The sequence below is a fragment of the Prosthecodimorpha hirschii genome, assembly GCF_001305515.1.
Classification (GTDB): domain Bacteria; phylum Pseudomonadota; class Alphaproteobacteria; order Rhizobiales; family Ancalomicrobiaceae; genus Prosthecodimorpha; species Prosthecodimorpha hirschii.
In genome coordinates, this window is the sequence record NZ_LJYW01000001.1 from 1,586,387 (window position 1) to 1,605,886 (window position 19,500).

General features: G+C 70.1%; 17 protein-coding genes. All 17 read left to right on the forward strand.

Features of this window, described 5'->3' with window-relative positions:
* Positions 1 to 78: 78 nt before the first annotated feature.
* Positions 79 to 1,011, forward strand: a complete 933-nt coding sequence (locus ABB55_RS06850; protein ID WP_083463418.1) for an IclR family transcriptional regulator — start codon at positions 79 to 81, stop codon at positions 1,009 to 1,011.
* A gap of 2 nt (positions 1,012 to 1,013) precedes the next feature.
* On the forward strand, positions 1,014 to 2,183 hold the full coding sequence (locus ABB55_RS06855; protein WP_054358143.1) for an acetyl-CoA acetyltransferase: 1,170 nt from the start codon (positions 1,014 to 1,016) through the stop codon (positions 2,181 to 2,183).
* 156 nt (positions 2,184 to 2,339) lie between these two features.
* Positions 2,340 to 3,956 (forward strand): acyl-CoA synthetase, encoded by a 1,617-nt coding sequence (locus tag ABB55_RS06860; RefSeq protein ID WP_054358144.1) that lies wholly within the window; start codon positions 2,340 to 2,342, stop codon positions 3,954 to 3,956.
* Positions 3,953 to 4,828, forward strand: a complete 876-nt coding sequence (locus ABB55_RS06865; protein WP_152981949.1) for a PPC domain-containing DNA-binding protein — start codon at positions 3,953 to 3,955, stop codon at positions 4,826 to 4,828. Before ABB55_RS06860 ends, ABB55_RS06865 begins: the two co-directional genes overlap by 4 nt.
* 225 nt (positions 4,829 to 5,053) lie before the next feature.
* Positions 5,054 to 6,025, forward strand: a complete 972-nt coding sequence (locus tag ABB55_RS06870) for an aliphatic sulfonate ABC transporter substrate-binding protein (protein ID WP_054358145.1) — start codon at positions 5,054 to 5,056, stop codon at positions 6,023 to 6,025.
* 91 nt (positions 6,026 to 6,116) lie between these two features.
* Positions 6,117 to 6,938, forward strand: coding sequence for an ABC transporter permease (locus ABB55_RS06875; RefSeq protein WP_054358146.1), 822 nt, complete (start codon positions 6,117 to 6,119; stop codon positions 6,936 to 6,938).
* A 3-nt stretch (positions 6,939 to 6,941) separates the two neighbouring features.
* Complete coding sequence (locus ABB55_RS06880; protein ID WP_054358147.1) at positions 6,942 to 7,715, forward strand: ABC transporter ATP-binding protein; 774 nt, start codon at positions 6,942 to 6,944, stop codon at positions 7,713 to 7,715.
* A 19-nt stretch (positions 7,716 to 7,734) separates the two neighbouring features.
* Complete coding sequence (locus tag ABB55_RS06885; protein WP_054358148.1) at positions 7,735 to 8,253, forward strand: OsmC family protein; 519 nt, start codon at positions 7,735 to 7,737, stop codon at positions 8,251 to 8,253.
* 167 nt (positions 8,254 to 8,420) lie between these two features.
* On the forward strand, positions 8,421 to 9,380 hold the full coding sequence (locus ABB55_RS06890) for an ABC transporter substrate-binding protein (protein ID WP_054358149.1): 960 nt from the start codon (positions 8,421 to 8,423) through the stop codon (positions 9,378 to 9,380).
* A 19-nt stretch (positions 9,381 to 9,399) separates the two neighbouring features.
* The gene (locus tag ABB55_RS06895; protein ID WP_054358150.1) at positions 9,400 to 9,906 is read left to right on the forward strand and encodes a mismatch-specific DNA-glycosylase; all 507 of its coding nucleotides are present in this window, start codon (positions 9,400 to 9,402) and stop codon (positions 9,904 to 9,906) included.
* Between the two features lie 118 nt (positions 9,907 to 10,024).
* Positions 10,025 to 10,798 (forward strand): ABC transporter permease, encoded by a 774-nt coding sequence (locus ABB55_RS06900; RefSeq protein WP_054358151.1) that lies wholly within the window; start codon positions 10,025 to 10,027, stop codon positions 10,796 to 10,798.
* Complete coding sequence (locus tag ABB55_RS06905; protein ID WP_054358152.1) at positions 10,795 to 11,580, forward strand: ABC transporter ATP-binding protein; 786 nt, start codon at positions 10,795 to 10,797, stop codon at positions 11,578 to 11,580. Before ABB55_RS06900 ends, ABB55_RS06905 begins: the two co-directional genes overlap by 4 nt.
* 186 nt (positions 11,581 to 11,766) lie before the next feature.
* Positions 11,767 to 13,497 carry a long-chain-fatty-acid--CoA ligase gene (locus tag ABB55_RS06910; protein ID WP_083463420.1) on the forward strand — a complete coding sequence of 577 codons (1,731 nt, stop codon included), beginning with the start codon at positions 11,767 to 11,769 and terminating at the stop codon, positions 13,495 to 13,497.
* Positions 13,494 to 14,630 carry a thiolase family protein gene (locus ABB55_RS06915; RefSeq protein ID WP_054358153.1) on the forward strand — a complete coding sequence of 379 codons (1,137 nt, stop codon included), beginning with the start codon at positions 13,494 to 13,496 and terminating at the stop codon, positions 14,628 to 14,630. The genes ABB55_RS06910 and ABB55_RS06915 overlap by 4 nt, the downstream gene beginning before the upstream one ends.
* Complete coding sequence (locus tag ABB55_RS06920; protein WP_054358154.1) at positions 14,630 to 16,954, forward strand: 3-hydroxyacyl-CoA dehydrogenase/enoyl-CoA hydratase family protein; 2,325 nt, start codon at positions 14,630 to 14,632, stop codon at positions 16,952 to 16,954. The genes ABB55_RS06915 and ABB55_RS06920 overlap by 1 nt, the downstream gene beginning before the upstream one ends.
* 15 nt (positions 16,955 to 16,969) lie before the next feature.
* Positions 16,970 to 18,757, forward strand: a complete 1,788-nt coding sequence (locus ABB55_RS06925) for an acyl-CoA dehydrogenase C-terminal domain-containing protein (protein WP_054358155.1) — start codon at positions 16,970 to 16,972, stop codon at positions 18,755 to 18,757.
* A 185-nt stretch (positions 18,758 to 18,942) separates the two neighbouring features.
* Positions 18,943 to 19,293 (forward strand): hypothetical protein, encoded by a 351-nt coding sequence (locus ABB55_RS06930; protein WP_054358156.1) that lies wholly within the window; start codon positions 18,943 to 18,945, stop codon positions 19,291 to 19,293.
* Positions 19,294 to 19,500 lie beyond the last annotated feature (207 nt).

Consider the following 19,500-nt stretch of genomic DNA (forward strand, 5'->3'; position numbering starts at 1 on the left):
CCAAATCGTTTTTCAGGTTGACGAATGGCCGGGTATGTCCCACTTGTCAACGACAAATCGGCGATTGGCTGGGTCCACATGGTGGAATTGATCGAGACGGACGTTTCCGGCACGCTGCCCCGCGTCACGGCGCGCAGCGACGCGGACCGTTTCGATCCGTCCCGCGCGGAGACCGGCGAGCCGTCCGGCACGCAGAGCATCGGCCGTGCCGTCGCCCTGTTGCGCCAGCTCGCCGCCACGCGCAACCGCGGCGCCGGGCTGTCGGAACTGGTCGAGGCCTCGGGCCTCGCCAAGCCGACCTGCCGGCGCATCCTGCTCGCCCTGATCGAGGCCGGGCTCGCCGAGCAGGACCCGATCACGCGGCGCTATTTCCTGGGTCCGGAGGCCTATGTGCTCGGCACCGTGGCGGCCGACCGGTTCGGCCTGCACCGGCTCGCCGCCGACAGCGTCACTCGGCTGGCCCGCGAGACCGGCGACGCCGCCTTCCTGCAGGTCCGGCGCGACTGGTCGGTCGTCTGCCTGCAGCGCGAGGACGGCGACTTCCCGATCCGCTCGCATGTGCTGGCCGCCGGCGACCGCCATCCGATCGGCTGCGGCGCGGGCGGCATCACGATCGCCGCGGCGATGCCGGATGCCGAGATCGAAGCCTCCTTCGAGGCCAACGACGCGCTGCTCGCGGCCCGCTATCCGATGCTCAACCGCCCCCTGATGCGCGATCTCGTCGCCGAAGCGCGCCGGCTCGGCTACGGCCTCAACCGCGGCCTCTTGTTCCCCGGTTCCTGGGGCATGGGCATGGTGGTGCGCGACGAGCGCGGCCGGCCGAATGCCTGCCTGTCCCTCGCCGCGATCGAGAGCCGGATGCAGCCCGACCGGCAGGTTCAGTTGGCCGAGCTTCTCCGCGAGGAGGTGCGCCGCGTGGAAGCGCGCATCGCGGAGACCGGCCTTTCCCATGACGACAGGGCTCCGGCATCGGCCGGGGCACAACGCCGCAAAGTCGGCGAGAGGAGATGACCATGAGCCGTGCCGCCATCGTGGGCTGGGCCCACTCGCCCTTCGGCAAGCTGGAAGACCCGGATGTCGAGAGCCTGATCGGCCGCGTCGCCGCCGATGCGCTCGTCCATGCCGGCGTCGCCCCGGCCGATGTCGATGCGATCACGGTCGGCGTCTACAACAACGGCTTCTCCAAGCAGGGCTTCGAGGCCTCGATGGTGGCGCTCGCCGTGCCGGAGCTCGCCTATACGCCGGCGACCCACATGGAGAATGCCTGCGCGACCGGATCGGCCGCGATCTATTCGGCGCTCGACTTCATCGAAAGCGGCCGGGGCCGGATCGCGCTGGTGGTCGGCGCCGAGAAGATGACCGGCATTCCGACGGCGGCGGTCGGCGACGTCCTGCTGAGCGGCTGCTACCGCAAGGAGGAGGCCGAGGTCGACGCCGGCTTCGCCGGCATCTTCGGGCGCATCGCGCAGCACTATTTCCAGCGTCACGGCGACCGTTCCGAGGAACTCGCCATGATCGCGGCGAAGAACCATCGTCACGGACTGGCCAATCCGCTCGCCCACATGCGCAAGGATTTCGGCTTCGACTTCTGCAACACGGTGTCGGACAAGAACCCGCGCGTCGCCGGTCCGCTGCGCCGGACCGACTGTTCGCTGGTCTCCGACGGTGCCGCCGCGCTGGTGCTCGCCGACGAGGAGACCGCGATGAGCCTCGCCCGTGCGGTCCGCTTCCGCGCGCGCCAGCATGTCAACGACTTCCTGCCGCTGTCGCGGCGCGATCCGATCGCCTTCGAGGGCGCCCGCCGCGCCTGGACCAAGGCGCGCGAGGATGCCGGCATCGCGATCGACGACCTCGATCTGGTCGAGACCCACGACTGCTTCACGGTCGCCGAGATGATCGAATACGAGGCGATGGGTCTCGCCGCCCCCGGCGAGGGCTGGCGCGTGGCCCGCGAGGGCCAGTCGAGCCGCGGCGGCCGGCTGCCGGTCAATCTCTCCGGCGGCCTCAAGTCGCGCGGCCATCCGATCGGCGCGACCGGCGTCTCGCAGCACGTCATGGCGGCGATGCAGCTGATGGGCGAGGCCGGCGAGATGCAGCTCGACGGCGCCGCCCTGGCCGGCGTCTTCAACATGGGCGGTGCGGCCGTCGCCAACTACGTGTCGATCCTCGAACGGCTGAAGTGAGCCGCGCGGTCGCCACGCCGAAACAAGTCCGCACCTTCGAAACAACCTGAACCGACCGGCGGCCGATCAGAGCCGCCGGCACGTCCTTGGAGAGGAACCGATCCCGTGACTGCAACGGCTCCGCGCGGGGGCGTCGCGCCCTCGTCCCGCCGGGTGATGAACCTCGCCCATGTCCTGGTCCAGAACGCCCGCCGCTTCCCGGACCGGCCCGGCTTCGTCTGGGCCGACCGCAGCTGGAGCTGGGCCGAGATCGAGGCCAGCGTGTCGGCCTTCGCGGCGGCGCTGGCCGCGCGCGGCATCGGCAAGGGCGACCGCATCCTGGTGCATTCCAAGAACTGCGAGGAGATGTTCTTCTCGATGTTCGCGACCTTCCGGCTCGGCGCCGTCTGGGTGCCGACCAACTTCCGCCTGATGGCGGCCGAGGTCGCCGATCTGGCCGACTATGCCGGCGCCAAGGCCTTCCTGTGCCATGGCGACTTCCCCGAGCATGCCGCCGCCGTCGAGGCCCATATGCGCCCGCGCGGCCTGACCTTCACCATGCGGCTCGGCCCCGGCACGCTCGGCGACTGCGCGGCATCCGACGAGATCGCCGCCCATGCCGGCACGGTCGTCAAGGACGCGGTGGTCGAATATGACGATCCCTGCTGGTTCTTCTTCACCTCCGGCACCACGGGGCGCTCCAAGGCTTCGGTGCTGACCCACGGCCAGATGGCCTTCGTCATCACCAACCATCTCTGCGACCTGATCCCCGGCACGACCGAGGCCGACGCCTCGCTGGTCGTCGCCCCGCTCAGCCACGGTGCCGGCGTGCACCAGCTGGTGCAGGCGAACCGCGCCGTGCCGACCATCCTGCTGCCGACCGAGCGCTTCGACATCGACGAGGCCTACCGGCTGATCGCCAAGCACCGGGTGACCAACCTCTTCACCGTGCCGACGATCCTCAAGATGCTGGTCGAGCATCCGGCGGCCGACATGCACGACCATTCCTCGCTGCGCTACGTGATCTATGCCGGCGCGCCGATGTATCGCGAGGACCAGAAGACCGCGCTCCGGAAGCTCGGCAAGGTGATCGTGCAGTATTTCGGCCTCGGCGAGGTCACCGGCAACATCACCGTGCTGCCGCCGGCCCTGCACGAGGAGGAAGACGGCCCGACCGCGCGCATCGGCACCTGCGGCTTCGAGCGCACCGGCATGCAGGTCTCGATCCAGGACGACGAGGGCAAGGAACTCGAGCCCTTCGAGACCGGCGAGATCTGCGTCATCGGCCCGGCCGTGTTCCCGGGCTACTACGACAATCCGGACGCCAATGCGAAGGCCTTCCGCAACGGCTGGTTCCGCACCGGCGATCTCGGCCACATGGATCGCGAAGGCTTCGTCTACATCACCGGCCGCGCCTCCGACATGTTCATCTCGGGCGGCTCGAACATCTACCCGCGCGAGATCGAGGAGAAGCTGCTGACCCATCCGGCCATCGCCGAGGTGGCGATCGTCGGCGTGCCCGATCCGCTCTGGGGCGAGATCGGCTATGCGGTCTGCGTCGCCCGCCCGGGCATGAGCGTCGGCGAGGCCGAGATCGCCGACTTCCTCGCCGCCAAGGTCTCCAAGTACAAGATGCCGAAGCGCTTCTTCTTCTGGGACGCGCTGCCGAAATCCGGCTACGGCAAGGTGCCGAAGCGCATGGTCAAGGACGAACTGGCCGCCCGCGGCCTGATGCCGAAGGCCGCCTCGGCGCATGACCAGGCGGCGCCGAAAGCCGCGGAGACGAAGCCGTGACCACGCCCTCCCCCCTGCCCCGCCGCATCGTCCAGCCCGGCCCGGCGCCGGAGCCGCGCGTGCTGGCCGTCGATTGCGTCGGCACCGAGATCGCCTTCACGCTGGAGCCCGGCGTCAACCTGCTCGAGGGCGTGCGCCGCGCCGTGGCAGCGGCCGGCTTTTCGGCCGCCGCCGTCGATCTCGAGGGCGGCGCCTTCGGGCCGTTCACCTATGTCATCCCGGCCCTGTCCGAAACGCCCAAGCACGCCGCCTTCTATTCGGAGTTCCGCCGGCCGGCCGGCGCGACGCCTTTGACGCGCGGACGGATGACCTTCGGGTCGAAGGACGGCGAGCCCTGGTTCCACTGCCACGGCTTCTGGACGGTCGACGGGACGCTGACCGGCGGTCACGTCATCCCGCAGGAGACCGTCGTCGCCGCGCCGATCCAGGCGCGCGCGCTCTGCCTCGCCGGTGCCGCCTTCGTCGCCGAGCACGATCCGGAGACCAATTTCCAGATCTTCGGCCCGGTCCCGGCCGAACCGTCCGCCCCGGCCTCCGGCACGCCGGCGATCGCGATCCGGATCCGCCCGCACGAGGATGTCGCGACGACCTTCGAGACCCTCGCGGCCGCGCGCGGCTGGGCGCGGGCGCGCATCCGCGGCGGCGTCGCCTCGACGATCGGCGCCCGCTTCGAGGGCGGCGGCCAGGTCGACAACTTCGCCACGGAAGTCTTCGTGGTCGACGGCCAGGTCGCGCCGGGCCCGGACGGACGTCCGGTCGCGGCGATCGATGTGGCGCTGATCGACTATACCGGCGCACTCGCCGAAGGACGCTATGTCCGCGGCGACAACCCGGTCCTGATGACCTTCGAGGCCGTGCTCGAAAAGCTCTGAGCGCGGCCGGCCCACCGCGCGCCGAGACGCAAACGCATTCCGGGCGCGCGCCCCGCGGCGCCCGGAATTTGCGTCGGTTTTCGCCGGCACCGGCTTCGTTTCGTCCGAGGCACCGGTCGCGGTGGAATTTTCCAACACGGGCCCTGACGCCAGTAGCCGTTTGCCTCGACGGACCGCCTCCCGCCGGTGAGGATCGCGCCCTCACAGTTTCGGGAGCGAACGACCATGACCTTCACCCGCCGCGCCCTCCTCGGCGCCGCCCTGGCCCTCGGCCTCGTCGCCGGCAGCCCGGCCTCCGCGGCCGACGCGCCGAAGGAGATCCGGATCGACTGGGCGACCTACAACCCGGTCTCGCTGATCCTCAAGGACAAGAAGATCCTGGAGCAGGAGTTCGAGAAGGACGGCATCGCGATCCGCTGGGTGCAGTCGGCCGGCTCCAACAAGGCGCTCGAATTCCTCAATGCCGGCTCGCTCGACTTCGGTTCGACCGCCGGTGCCGCAGCCCTGCTCGGCCGGATCAACGGCAATCCGGTGAAATCGATCTACGTCTATTCGCGCCCCGAATGGACCGCCCTGGTCGCCCGCGCCGACAGTTCGTTCGCCAAGCCGGCCGATCTCAAGGGCAAGTCGGTCGCCGTCACCCGCGGCACCGATCCGCATATCTTCCTGGTCCGGGCGCTCGCCGAGGCCGGCCTGACCGAGAAGGACGTGAAGCTCGTCCTCCTGCAGCATGCCGACGGCAAGATGGCGCTGCTGCGCGGCGATGTCGACGCCTGGGCGGGCCTCGACCCGATCATGGCCTCCGCCGAGATCGAGGCCGGCGCGAAGCTGTTCTTCCGCAAGCCGGACGCCAATACCTGGGGCATTCTCAACACCCGCGAGGACTTCGCCAAGGCCCATCCGCAGATCGTCGCCCGCGTGCTCTCGGCCTATGAGAAGGCGCGCGCCATTGCGCTTGCCGACAAGGCGACCCTGACCGCCAGCCTGGTGGCCGCCACCAAGCTGCCGGATGCGGTGATCGCCAAGCAGTTGGAGCGCACGGAGCTGACCCATTCGCGCATCGGCGCGCCGCAGCGCGACTCGATCCTCGCCGCGGGGCTTGCCCTTCAGGAGGCGGGCGTCATAAAGGCCGATGTGGATGTGAAGAAGGTCGTCGCCGACCTGATCGACGAGCGCTTCGGCCAGTTCGGTCAGTAGGATCGGAGATCGTCGGAATTCGGTCATGCCGCGGGGCGTGCCGGCCGGGAACACCGGGCGGCGCGCCCCGCGCTCGCGAGGGGGGAGCGGAATGAGTGCGGTGGAGACCACGGCAGCGCCGGCCAGCGACGGCGGGCCGCGCCTCATTCCGGCGCCGCGCTTCGTGGTCGGCCTGATCCTGCCGATCTTGCTCGCCGTCGGCTGGGAGGCCGCGGTCCGGTTCGGCCTCGCCACCGGCCGGCTGATGCCGCCGCCCTCGCGCGTCTTCGCCACGCTGTGGGAACTGGCCGCCTCCGGCGAACTTGCCCGCCATATCGCCGCCACCAGCCTGCGGGTCGCGGTCGGCTTCGGTCTCGGCGTGGTGGCGGGCACGCTCGCCGGCGCCGTCGCCGGCTATTCGACGCTGGTGCGCCGGCTGATCGACCCGACGCTGCAGGGCCTGCGCTCGATCCCGTCGATCGCCTGGGTGCCGCTGTTCATCCTCTGGCTCGGCATCTTCGAGGAATCCAAGGTCGCGCTGATCGCCGTCGGCGTGTTCTTCCCGGTCTATCTCGGCGTGATGGGCGCGATCCTGTCGGTCGACCGCAAGATCGTCGAGGTCGGGCGCGTGTTCCGCCTGACCGGCCCGGCCCTGGTCCGGCGCATCCTGCTGCCCGCCATCCTGCCCGCCTATGTGCTGGCCCTGCGCTCGGGCCTCGGGCTCGGCTGGATGTTCGTGGTCGCGGCGGAATTCATGGGCGCCTCGGAGGGGCTCGGCTATCTCCTGGTCGACGGCCAGCAGCTCGGCAAGCCGGACCAGATCGTCGCCGCGATCCTGTGCTTCGCCGTCCTCGGCAAGATCACCGACGGGCTGGTCGCCGCCGGCTCGGCCCCGTTCCTGCGCTGGCAGGACAATTTCCGCCGGGAGGACTGAGCCATGCTGACCATCGACGGCGTCGGCCGGGTCTATCCCAACGGCACCCGCGCGCTGGAGCGGATCGGACTGACGCTGGAGGCCGGCGAGATCCTGGCCGTGGTCGGCGGTTCGGGCTGCGGCAAGAGCACGCTGCTGCGCCTCGTCTCCGGGCTCGACCGGGCGAGCGAAGGCCGCATCCTGGTCGACGGCGCGGCGATCGCCGAACCGCATCCGGCCGTCGGCATCGTCTTCCAGGAACCGCGCCTGCTGCCCTGGCTCGATGTCGCCGACAATGTCGGCTTCGGCATCGCCCATCTGCCGCGCGCCGAGCGCGAGGGCCGGATCGCCGCCGTGCTGGCCAAGGTCGGCCTCGCCGACTACGCCCGGCGCTGGCCGCGCGAACTGTCCGGCGGCCAGGCGCAGCGTGTCGCGATCGCCCGCGCGCTGGTCGCCCGGCCGAGCGTGCTGCTGCTCGACGAGCCCTTCTCGGCGCTCGACGCCTTCACCCGCGCCGACCTGCAGGACCACCTGCTGGACCTCTGGGCGGAGAGCCGGCCGACCATGGTGCTGGTCACGCACGACATCGAGGAGGCGCTGGTGCTGGCCGACCGGATCGTGGTGATGCAGCCGAAGCCCGGCCGCATCGCGGCGGAGACGCGCGTCGCCCTGCCCCGCCCGCGCGACCGGCTGGCGCCCGAATTCGAAGAGGCCAAGCGGCGCATCCTGCGCTCGCTCGACGACACCCTGTCGACGCGCCCGCGCGGCGAGGAGATCGCGCCCGCCGCGGCGATCTGAGACCCCCGAGGAGGAAACCATGGACGCCAACGAACTGAGGGCCATGCAGGCCCCGATCAAGGACCGCTACAAGTCCGAGCCGGGCGATGCCCGCATCACCCTGAAGGCCCGCGGCTCGGTCGACGACCAGCATCTCGCCTGCAAGGTCGAGACCGGCCGCGCGCTGGCCATCGCCGGCCTGCATCCGGCGACCGGCGGCTCCGGCCAGGAGCTCTGCTCCGGCGACATGCTCCTGGAGGCGCTGGTCGCCTGCGCCGGCGTGACGCTGAAGGCGGTCGCCACCGCGCTGGAGATCCCGCTGCGCTCCGCGCAGGTGGTCGCGGAAGGCGATCTCGATTTCCGCGGCACGCTCGGCGTCGCCAAGGACGCCCCGGTCGGCTTCGAGGCGATCCGCCTCTCCTTCGAGGTCGACACCGACGCGCCGCAGGAGAAGATCGACACGCTCCTGAAGCTGACCGAGCGCTACTGCGTCGTGTTCCAGACGCTCAACAAGCGGCCGGAACTCTCCGCCGGCATCGTCAACGTCGCCAACGGCTGACCTTGCAGCGGGCGGCCTGCCGGTTTCCGGGCTCGTGCTTGGGGACAAGCCTGCCGCCCGACGCATCTTGCCTGCAATCCGGGCAGAATGATTATGTCTATACATTTGACAGGACGCGTCACGGCGTGGTGATATCCGGTCAGCCATTCCGCTCGGGAGGTTCCCCCATGAAATTCGCGCTCGCCTTCTCGGCCGTCGCCGCTCTCGGCGCCGCCCTTCTCGGTCCCGCCGCGCCCGTTTCCGCCCAGGAGACCAAGGTGGCGATCGGCTTCAGCGGCTGGACCGGCTTCGCGCCGCTGACGCTGGCCAAGGAGGCCGGCATCTTCAAGAAGAACGGCCTTGATGTCACGCTGACCAAGATCCCGCAGAAGGACCGCCATCTGGCGCTCGCCTCCGGGGCGATCCAGTGCGCCGCCACCACGGTCGAGACCTGGGTCGTCTGGAACGCCGCCGGCGTCGCCGCCAAGCAGATCTTCCAGCTCGACAAGTCCTACGGCGCCGACGGCATGGTCGTGCGCAATGCGATCGCCTCGATCAAGGACCTCAAGGGCAAGACCGTCGCGGCGTCTGCGCCCGGCACCGCGCCCTATTTCACGCTCGCCTGGTTCCTCAAGAAGAGCGGCCTCAGCGTGAAGGACGTGACCGTCGTCAATCTCGAGCCCGGCCCGGCCGCGCAGGCCTTCCTGGCCGGCCAGAACGACGCCGCGATGACCTACGAGCCCTATCTCTCCAGCGTCCGCGACAAGCCCGAAGCCGGCAAGATCATCGCCACCACGCTCGACTATCCGATGATCATGGACACTTTCGGCTGCACGCCGAAGTTCCTGGACGACAATCCGAAGGTCGCCAAGGCGCTCGCCGACAGCTACTTCGAGGCGGTCGCCATGATCGAGAAGGAGCCGGCCAAGTCCTACGAGATCATGGGCGCCGACGTGAAGCAGACCGGCGACCAGTTCGCCTCGTCCGCCAAGTATCTGCGCTGGCAGGACAAGGCCGCCAACCAGAAGTTCTTCTCCGGCGACATCCTGACCTTCTCGGAGGAAGCCGCCAACCTGCTGCTGGAAGTCGGCATCATCAAGTCCAAGCCGGACATCAAGACGATCATCGATACCCGCTTCATCCAGTGATGCGGGCAGGGCCGACCCGGTGGCGGTGCTCGCCGACGTGCTGCGGCCCGGCCTGAAGGTCGTGTTCTGCGGCACCCGCCCGGGCACGCGATCGGCCGCGGCCGGCGCCTATTATGCCGGTCCGGGCAACCGCTTCTGGCCGATGCTGGCAAGCCTCGGCCTGGTGCCGCCGGATTTCGACCCGCGCGGCTTCGAGACGGTCTGGCGGCACGGCATCGGCCTGACCGATCTCTGCAAGACCTCCGCCGGCCCCGATGCCAGCATCCGGGCCGGCGACTTCGACGTGGCGGGTCTGGCCGAGGCCGTCGGACGGGCCGCACCGGCCCGGCTGGCCTTCAACGGCAAGCGCGCGGCCGCGGCCGCGCTCGGCACCCCGTCCGAACGCCTCGCCTACGGGCTGCAGCCGGAGCGCTTCGCCGGCGCCGTCGTCCACGTCCTGCCGTCGACCTCCGGCGCGGCGCGGGCGGCGTGGTCGCCGGAACCCTGGGCGCGGCTGGCGCGCGAAATCCTCGCGTCCGTCGGCTGACCGACTGCCCGGAGGGCTGCGCGCCCGGAGGACCGCCTTCCCCCGTGCGCCGGCCGCCGCCCGGCCCCAATCCGGGCGGATCGACCGCCCGCTTCCCCTTTCTCACCAAGGGTGTTGAATGAGACCGCTCGAACCCGTCTCCCCCTGGCTCCGGATCGTGCTCGGCATCGCCTTCTTCGTCGTCTTCGTCGCCGCCTGGTCCTTCGCGACCTTCGGCGGCTTCGTCTCGAAGACCTTCCTGGCCGATCCCTTGACCATGGTGAATGACGGCTGGACGCTGATCGCCAAGTTCGGCTTCATGACCGATATCGGCATGACCATCTGGCGGGTCGTCGGCGGCTTCGTGCTGGCCGCGCTGGTCGCCGTGCCGCTCGGCATCCTGATGGGCGCCTACAAGCCGGTCGAGGCCTTCTTCGAGCCCTTCGTCTCCTTCGCCCGCTACCTGCCGGCCTCGGCCTTCATCCCGCTCCTGATCCTCTGGGCCGGCATCGGCGAATTGCAGAAGCTGCTGGTCATCTTCATCGGCTCGGTGTTCCAGATCGTCCTGATGGTCGCCGTCGCGGTCGGCTCGACCCGGCGCGACCTGGTCGAGGCCGCCTATACGCTCGGCGCGCGCGATGCCGGCATCGTCCGGCGCGTCATGATGCCGGCCAACGCGCCCGAGATCGCCGAGATCCTGCGCCTCGTGCTCGGCTGGGCCTGGACCTACGTGATCGTCGCCGAACTGATCGGCTCGTCCTCGGGCATCGGCCACATGATCGTCGACAGCCAGTCGCTGCTCGCCACCGGCCAGATCATCTTCGGCATCATCGTCATCGGCCTGATCGGGCTGGTGTCCGACTTCCTGTTCAAGGCGGTCAACCGCACCCTGTTCCCGTGGAAATTCGCATGAGCAAGCTCAGCATCGAGGGCGTCGGGCGCGTCTTCCCCGGCGTGCGCGGCGGCAAGCCGGTCACCGCCCTGCAGCCGACCACCCTGGCGGTGGCGCCGAACGACTTCATCACCGTGCTCGGACCGTCCGGTTGCGGCAAGTCGACCCTGCTCCGGATCGTCGCCGGTCTGGACCATCCGACCTCCGGCCGCGTGCTGCTCGACGGCCGCGCCGTCACCCGGCCGGGACCCGACCGCGGCATGGTGTTCCAGTCCTACACGCTGTTCCCGTGGCTGACGGTCGCCGAGAACATCGCCTTCGGGCTGGAGGAGAAGCGCGTCGCCAGACCCGAGCAGGCCCGAATCGTCGCCGAATATGTCGAGAAGGTCGGCCTCCGCGGCTTCGAGCACCACTATCCGAAGCAACTGTCCGGCGGCATGCAGCAGCGCACCGCCATCGCCCGCGCGCTCGCCAACGATCCGGAGATCCTGCTCCTCGACGAGCCCTTCGGCGCGCTCGACAACCAGACCCGCGGGCTGATGCAGGAACTGCTGCTCGGCATCTGGGAGCGCGAGCAGAAGACCGTGATGTTCGTCACCCACGACATCGAGGAGGCGATCTTCCTCGCCTCCCGCGTCATCGTGATGAGCGCCCGCCCCGGCCGCATCAAGGCCGACATCAAGGTCGACCTGCCGCATCCGCGCCACTACACGGTCAAGACCAGCCCGGAATTCTCCGCCCTCAAGGCCCGCCTGACCGAGGAAATCCGCGTCGAAGCCGTGCTGGCCGCCGCCGAGCACTGACGCGGGATTCGGCCGGCCTTGCCTTGGGCGGCGCTGACGCCTGGACCCGCGGTCCGGCGCCGGCCGCAAGCCGCCTGACGAAACGTCAGCCGGTCAAAGGCCTTGCCCCGGACGGCGGGAACGTTACATGGTCGGAGGAACCGCCCGGCAGACGGCGGACCTGGGATCATGGAAGTGGGAGGCGGCATGCAATCCGGCGCGGGACGGGGGTTCGAGGATCTCGGCATCGAACCCGGTCCGGTGCAGGCGGCCCTTGACGAGGCGGTGGCCCGTTTCGGGCCGCGGCCGGCAGTCGATTTTCTCGGTCGGCGCTGGAGTTTCGCGGAAATCGGCGCGCTGGTCGACCGGGCCACGCGCGGCTTCCAGGCGCTCGGCGTGCGCCGCGGCGTGCGCGTCGGCCTGTGCCTGCCCAACACGCCCTATTCGGTCGTCTGCTATTTCGCCGTGCTCAAGGCCGGCGGCACGGTGGTCAATTTCAACCCGCTCTATGTCGAGCGCGAGCTGAAGCACCAGGTCGTCGATTCGGGCACCACCATCATGGTGACGGTCGACCTCAACCTGATCTACCCGAAGGTTGCTGCCCTCATCGGCCCGGGAGGGCTGGAGAAGATCGTCGTCTGCCGGCTGGCCGCCGCCCTGCCCTTTCCGCAGCGCCTGCTGTTCCCGATCGTCAAGCGCAAGGAGATCGCGCATCCGCCGCAGGATGCCGACCACGTCCCGTTCGAGCGGCTGATCGCCTCGCCCGGTGCGGCGCCGGTGACCATCGATCCGGGCGCGGATGTCGCGGTGCTGCAATATACCGGCGGTACGACGGGCGTCCCGAAAGGCGCCATGTTGACCCACGCCAATCTATCCGCGCAGTCCGAGCAGCTGCGCCGCGTCGTGCCGGGCGCCCGGCCGGGCGAGGAGCGGATGCTGATGGCGCTGCCGCTGTTCCATTGCTTCGCGATGGCGGTCGGCATGCTGCTGGCGGTCCGGATCGGCTGCGAGATGATCCTCCTGCCGCGCTTCGACCTCGCCCAGGTGATCGCCACCATCCGCAAGAAGAAGCCGACGCTGTTTCCCGGCGTGCCGACCATCTACACCGCCCTGAACGCCGCCGCCGCCAAGGGCGATGTCGATTTCGGCAGCCTGCGCTACTGCATCTCCGGCGGCGCGCCGCTGCCCGCCGAGGTGATGCGCGAGTTCGAACACCGGTCCGGTTGCCGGCTGGTCGAAGGCTACGGCCTGACCGAGGCCTCGCCGGTGGTCGCCGTCAACCCGCTCGATCTGCCCGGCAAGCCCGGCTCGATCGGCCTGCCGCTGGAAGGCACCCGGATCGAGATCCGCGCGCCCGAGGACGGCCGGCCGCTGCCGGTCGGCGAGAAGGGCGAGATCTGCGTGATCGGCCCCCAGGTCATGGCCGGCTACTGGCAGCGCCCCGAGGAGACCAAGGACGTGTTCCACGGCCGGGCGCTCCGGACCGGCGACATCGGCTACATGGACGAGGACGGCTACACCTTCATCGTCGACCGCATCAAGGACGTGATCCTGTGTTCCGGGTTCAACGTCTATCCGCGCGCCATCGAGGAGGCGCTCTACCAGCATCCGGCGGTCGCCGAGGCGATCGCGATCGGCATTCCGGACGGCTATCGCGGCCAGGCCCCGAAGGCCTTCGTCAAGCTGAAGGACGGCAGCACGGCGACACCCGCCGAACTGGCCGAATTCCTGACCGACTATCTCTCGCGCATCGAACTGCCGCGCGAGATCGAAATCCGGGACAGCCTGCCGAAGACCATGATCGGCAAGCTGTCCAAGAAGGAACTGGTCGCCGAGGAGCAGGCCAAGGCGGATGCCCGCCTGGCGGCCGGCGGGACCGAGACAACCGGCCAGGACGGCGCAAGGCCCGCGTCCGGCCGCGGGGAGAGCAGGACATGACGAGAGCAGTGATCGCCGGCTATGTGCGGTCGCCCTTCACGCCGGCCCGGCGCGGGGCGCTCGCCTCCGTGCGCGCCGACGACCTGATGGCGGCGGTGATCCGCGCGCTGATCGAGCGGAGCGGCATTCCGGCCGACGCGGTCGAGGACGTGCTGGTCGGCTGCGCCTTCCCGGAGGCCGAGCAGGGGCTGAACATCGCCCGCATCGTCGCCGTCATGGCCGGCCTGCCGGTCTCGGTGGCCGGCGCGACCATCAACCGCTTCTGCGGCTCCTCGATGCAGTCGGTGCATTCCGCGGCCGGCGCCATCGCGCTCGGCGCCGGCGAGGCCTTCGTCTGCGGCGGCGTGGAGAGCATGTCGCGCGTGCCGATCATGGGCTTCAACCCGATGCCCAACCCGGCGCTCGCCCGCGACGTGCCCGGCCTCTACATGAGCATGGGCGAGACGGCCGAGAATGTCGCCCGCCGCTGGCAGATCCCGCGCGCCATGCAGGAGACCTTCGCGGTCCTGTCGCACCGCCGCGCCGGCCAGGCCCAGGCCGCCGGCCGCTTCGAGGACGAGATCGCGGCGATCGACACGCGCGACGGCCCCGTCGCCGAGGATGGCTGCATCCGGCCGGAGACGACGCCGGACTCCCTCGCCGCCCTGAAGCCGGCCTTCGACCAGAGCGGCTCGGTCACCGCCGGCACGTCCTCGCCGCTGACCGACGGTGCCGCCGCGGTGCTGGTCACCACGGAGGATTTCGCCCTCCGGCACGGGCTGACCCCACTGGCTGCGATCCGCGCGGTCGCGGTGTCGGGTTGCGCGCCCGAGATCATGGGCATGGGGCCGGTCGAGGCGACCCGCAAGGCGCTGCAGCGGGCCGGCCTGACGGTCCGCGACATGGATGTGGTCGAACTCAACGAGGCCTTCGCCAGCCAGGCGCTCGCCTGCATTGCCGATCTCGGCCTCGAACCGCACAAGGTCAATATCGACGGCGGCGCCATCGCGCTCGGCCATCCGCTCGGGGCGACCGGCGCGCGCATCGTCGGCAAGGCGGCCGCGCTCATGAAGCGCGAGGGCGGCCGCTACGCGCTGGCCACCCAATGCGTCGGCGGCGGCCAGGGCATCGCCACGGTCCTGGAGGCGCTGTGATGGTCGAGGACATCCGCCGCGTCGCCGTGATCGGCGCCGGCGTCATGGGCGCGTCGATCGCCGCCCATGTCGCCAATGCCGGCCTGCCGGTGGTGCTGCTCGACATCGTCGCCAAGGACGGGGACGACCGCAGCGCCATCGCGCGCGGCGCCATCGAGCGCATGCTGAAGACCGAGCCGGCGCCCTTCATGTCCAAGGCGGCGGCCCGGCTGGTGACGCCCGGTAATATCGACGACGATCTCGGCCTGATCGCCGATTGCGACCTGATCGTCGAGGCCGTGGTCGAGCGGCTGGACGTGAAGCAGGCGCTCTACGAGCGGATCGACGCTCTGCGCAAGCCGACCAGCATCGTCTCCTCGAACACCTCGACGATCCCGCTGGGGCGCCTGGTCGAGAGCCAGTCGGCCGCCTTCCGGCGCGACTTCGTCATCACCCATTTCTTCAACCCGCCGCGCTACATGCGCCTGCTCGAAGTGGTCGGCGGCCCCGACACCCGCGCCGACGCGCTCGATGCGGTCACGGCCTTCGCCGATCTGGCGCTCGGCAAGAGCGTGGTGCGCTGCAAGGATCGTCCGGGCTTCATCGCCAATCGGCTCGGCATCTTCTGGCTGGCCGTCGGGGTCGCCGAGGCGGCCGAACGTGGGCTGGCGGTCGAGGATGCCGACGCGCTGATCGGGCGACCCTTCGGCATCCCGAAGACCGGCATCTTCGCCCTGATCGATCTGGTCGGCCTCGACCTGATGCCGCATGTCATCGGTTCGATGGCCGGCGCGCTCGCCCCCGACGACCTGTTCCACCGGGTCAACCGGCCGGTCGCCACCGTCGAAGCGATGATCCGCGCCGGCTATACCGGCCGCAAGGGCAAGGGCGGCTTCTACCGGCTCAACCGCGAGCGCGGCAAGGTCAAGGAGGCGGTCGATCTCGCCACCGGCGACTACCGGCCCGAACGGCCGGCGCGCGTGCCGGCGATCGAGGAGGCCGGCCGCTCGATGGAGGCGCTGATGCGCCATCCCGGCCAGCACGGCCGCTACGCCCGCGCCGTGATGGCCGCGACGCTCGCCTATGCGGCGCTTCTCGTCGGCGACGCCTCCGACGAGGTCGACGCGATCGACGAGGCCATGCGCCTCGGCTACAACTGGAAGGAAGGTCCGTTCGAGCTGATCGACCGCATCGGCGTCGACCGTTTCACGGCCCTGATCGTCGAGGACGGCCTGCCGGTCGCCCCGATCCTGCGCACCGCCGCCGGCCGCAGCTTCTACCGGGTCGAGGGCGGCATCCGCCAGGTGCTCGGGCTCGACGGGACATATCGCGATCTGGTCCGCCCCGCCGGCGTGATCATGCTGGCCGACGTGAAGCGGGCCGGCGAACCGGTCCTGAAGAACGGCTCGGCGGCGCTCTGGGATGTCGGCGACGGCGTCGCCTGCCTGGAATTCACCGGCAAGATGAACACCCTCGATCCGGACGTGATGGACCTGATCGTCCGGGCGGTGCCGGTCGTGGCCGAGCGGTTCCGCGCCCTGGTCATTTACAACGAGGGCAGCAACTTCTCGGTCGGCGCCAATCTCGGCCTTGCCCTGTTCGCGGCCAACATCGCCGCCTGGGGCGAGATCGAAAAGCTGGTCGCGGCCGGACAGGAGGCCTTCAAGGCGCTGAAATACGCGCCCTTCCCGGTCGTCGGGGCGCCGTCCGGCATGGCGCTCGGCGGCGGCTGCGAGATCCTGCTGCATTGCCACGCCGTCCAGGCCCATGCCGAGACCTATATGGGCCTCGTCGAGGCCGGCGTCGGCGTGGTGCCGGGCTGGGGCGGCTGCAAGGAGATGCTGGCGCGCTGGCAGGCGACGCCGAAACATCCGCGCGGGCCGATGCCCGGGCCGATGAAGGTGTTCGAGATCGTCTCCACCGCGACCGTATCGAAATCCGCAGCCGACGCCGGCGACCTGCTCTATCTCAGGCCGCGCGACGGCATCACCATGAACCGCTACCGCCTGCTCGCCGACGCCAAGGCGATGGCGCTGCGGCTTGCCGAGGATTTCGCCACGCCGGTGCCGCCGGACTACATCCTGCCCGGCCCGAGCGGTCGCGTCGCCATGGAGATGGCGGTCGCCCAGTATGCCCGGCTCGGCAAGGCGACGCCGCATGATGCGGTGGTGGCCGGCGGGCTGGCCGAGGTGCTGTCCGGCGGCGACACCGACCTGCTGCAGCCGCTCGGCGAGGACGACGTTCTGGCCCTGGAGCGCCGCGTCTTCATGCGCCTCCTCAGGACGCCGGGCACGCTGGCGCGCGTCGAACACATGCTGGAGACCGGCAAGCCGCTCCGGAACTGACGGAAGGGACCCGCGATGCCGATCTACAAGGCGCCGCTGCGCGACATGCGCTTCGTGCTCTACGAGTTGATGGACGGCGACGGCCTCGCCGCGCTGCCCGGTCTGGAGACCTTCGACCGAACCTTGACCGACGCCATCCTGGACGAGGCGGCGCGGCTCTGCGAGACGGTGCTGTTCCCGCTCAACCGGTCCGGCGACGAGGAGGGCTGCCGGTTCGAGAACGGCACGGTCGCGACCCCCGCCGGCTTCGCCGAGGCCTATCGCCTGTTCCGCGACGGCGGCTGGACCTCGCTCGCCTGCGATCCGGCCTATGGCGGCCAGGGTGCCCCGGCGACCGTCGCGACCCTGTTCCAGGAGATGATGTGCTCGGCCAATCTCTCCTTCGGCACCTATCCGGGCCTGAGCCACGGCGCCTATGTCGCCCTGCACGGCTATGCCTCCGACGACATCAAGGCGCTCTACCTGCCGAAGCTGGTCGACGGCACCTGGTCGGGCACGATGTGCCTGACCGAGCCGCACTGCGGCACCGATCTCGGCCTGATCCGCACCAGCGCCGAGCCGCGCGAGGACGGCAGCTACGCGCTCTTCGGCACCAAGATCTTCATTTCGGCCGGCGAGCATGACCTGACCGAGAACATCGTCCATCTGGTGCTGGCGCGCCTGCCCGGCGCACCGAAGGGCACGGCCGGGATCAGCCTGTTCGTGGTGCCGAAAGTTCTGCCGGCCGAGGACGGGCGGCCGGGCCTGCGCAACGCGGTCGCCTGCGGGTCGCTCGAACACAAGATGGGCATCCGGGCCTCGGCGACCTGCCTGATGAATTTCGACGGGGCGACCGGCTGGCTGGTCGGCGAGCCGCACAAGGGCATGCGCGCCATGTTCGCCATGATGAATGCCGAACGGCTGGCGGTCGGCGTGCAGGGCCTCGGCCTCGGCGAGGTCTCCTATCAGAATGCCGTCGCCTATGCGCGCGACCGGCTGCAGGGCCGTTCGCTTGCCGGCACCAAGGCGCCCGACCGGCCGGCGGATCCGATCCTGGTGCATCCCGACGTGCGGCGCATGCTGTTGACGGCGCGCGCCCATGTCGAGGGCTGCCGCGCCCTGGCGCTCTGGGCCGCGCGCGTGCTCGATGATGCCCTGCATCATCCCGATCCGGCGGAGCGCCAGGCGGCGGACGATTTCGTCCAGCTGGTCACGCCGGTGGTCAAGGCGCTGCTGACCGATCTCGGCTTCGAGACGACCAATCTCGGCGTCCAGGTCTTCGGCGGCCACGGCTATATCCGCGAGCACGGCCAGGAGCAGCATGTCCGCGATGCCCGGATCGCGCAGATCTACGAGGGCACCAACGGCATCCAGGCGCTCGATCTGGTCGGGCGCAAGATGCCGGCCCATGCCGGGCGCTACCTGCGCCGCTTCTTCCACCCGGTCGCCGGCTATATCGAGGCGAAGTCCGCCGATCCGGAGCTCGCCGCCTTCGTCGGGCCGCTCGCCAAGGCCTTCGGCCGGCTGCAGCAGGCGACCGCGACCATCGCCCGGCGCGGCCTGTCCCGGCCGGAGGAGGCCGGCGCGGCGGCGAGCGAATATCTGCACCTGTTCGGGCTGACCGCCCTCGCCTATCTGTGGGCGCGCATGGCCGAGGTCAGCCTGCCGCATCTCGGCGCGGCCGATCCGGACGGCTTCTATCGTGCCAAGGTGGCGACCGCGCGCTTCTACATGGAGCGCATCCTGCCGCGCACCGGCGCGCTGGCGGCGCAGATCATGGCCGGCGGTCGCACCATGATGGATTTCGAGGACGCGGCCTTCTGAAATGGAGCCCGCCTTGTGTTTCGTTCCAGGCGCACGGCGAAAACGAAACGAAACACGATTCGCGTGCCGCGTGGTCGGCCGGAAATGCCGGTCGGGCATAAGGATCACGTCGCGACGGGGGCACGAGCCAGGCTCCCGCGGTCCAGAGCCGGACCGCCTCGCGACGAAGTCCAGGAGCCTCGCCGATGTCCGCCGCCCGCTTTGCCGCCATTGCCCTCGTCTCGCTTCTCGCCGGTGCCGCCGTCGGCATGGCCATCACCCGCACGGCGGCCGATCCGGCATCGGCCGCCCCGGCACCGGCTGCGAGCCCCGCCCCGGCCGCCGAGCCGATGCCGATCGAGGCGCCGACCCGCGGCATCAAGCAGGCCCGCCTCGACGACCGTTGCGGCCGCTCGACCTGGCCCTATATCCCGGCCGAGTGCCTGAAGCGCATCGCGGCCCCCAAGGCGCCGTCCGTGACCATCGCCCGCCACGATCCCGAGAGCCGGACCACGATCCTGATCAAGACGACGCCGCTGCGCACCGCCAATCGGTGACGGCACCGGCAGGATCGGGCGACCCGGCCACCTGAGGCTCTGGACGAGACCGACCTTCGCGGCGGACCGGTTGCAGCGCCGAATACGAAACCATGCACTGCACAAGAAAAAAGGCCGCTGACGGCTGTCAGCGGCCCAAGTCTAGGGAGGAAACGCCCAAGGAGGGCTGCCAGGGCAAGGCCCTGACAAGCGCTAATTTAATGGTGC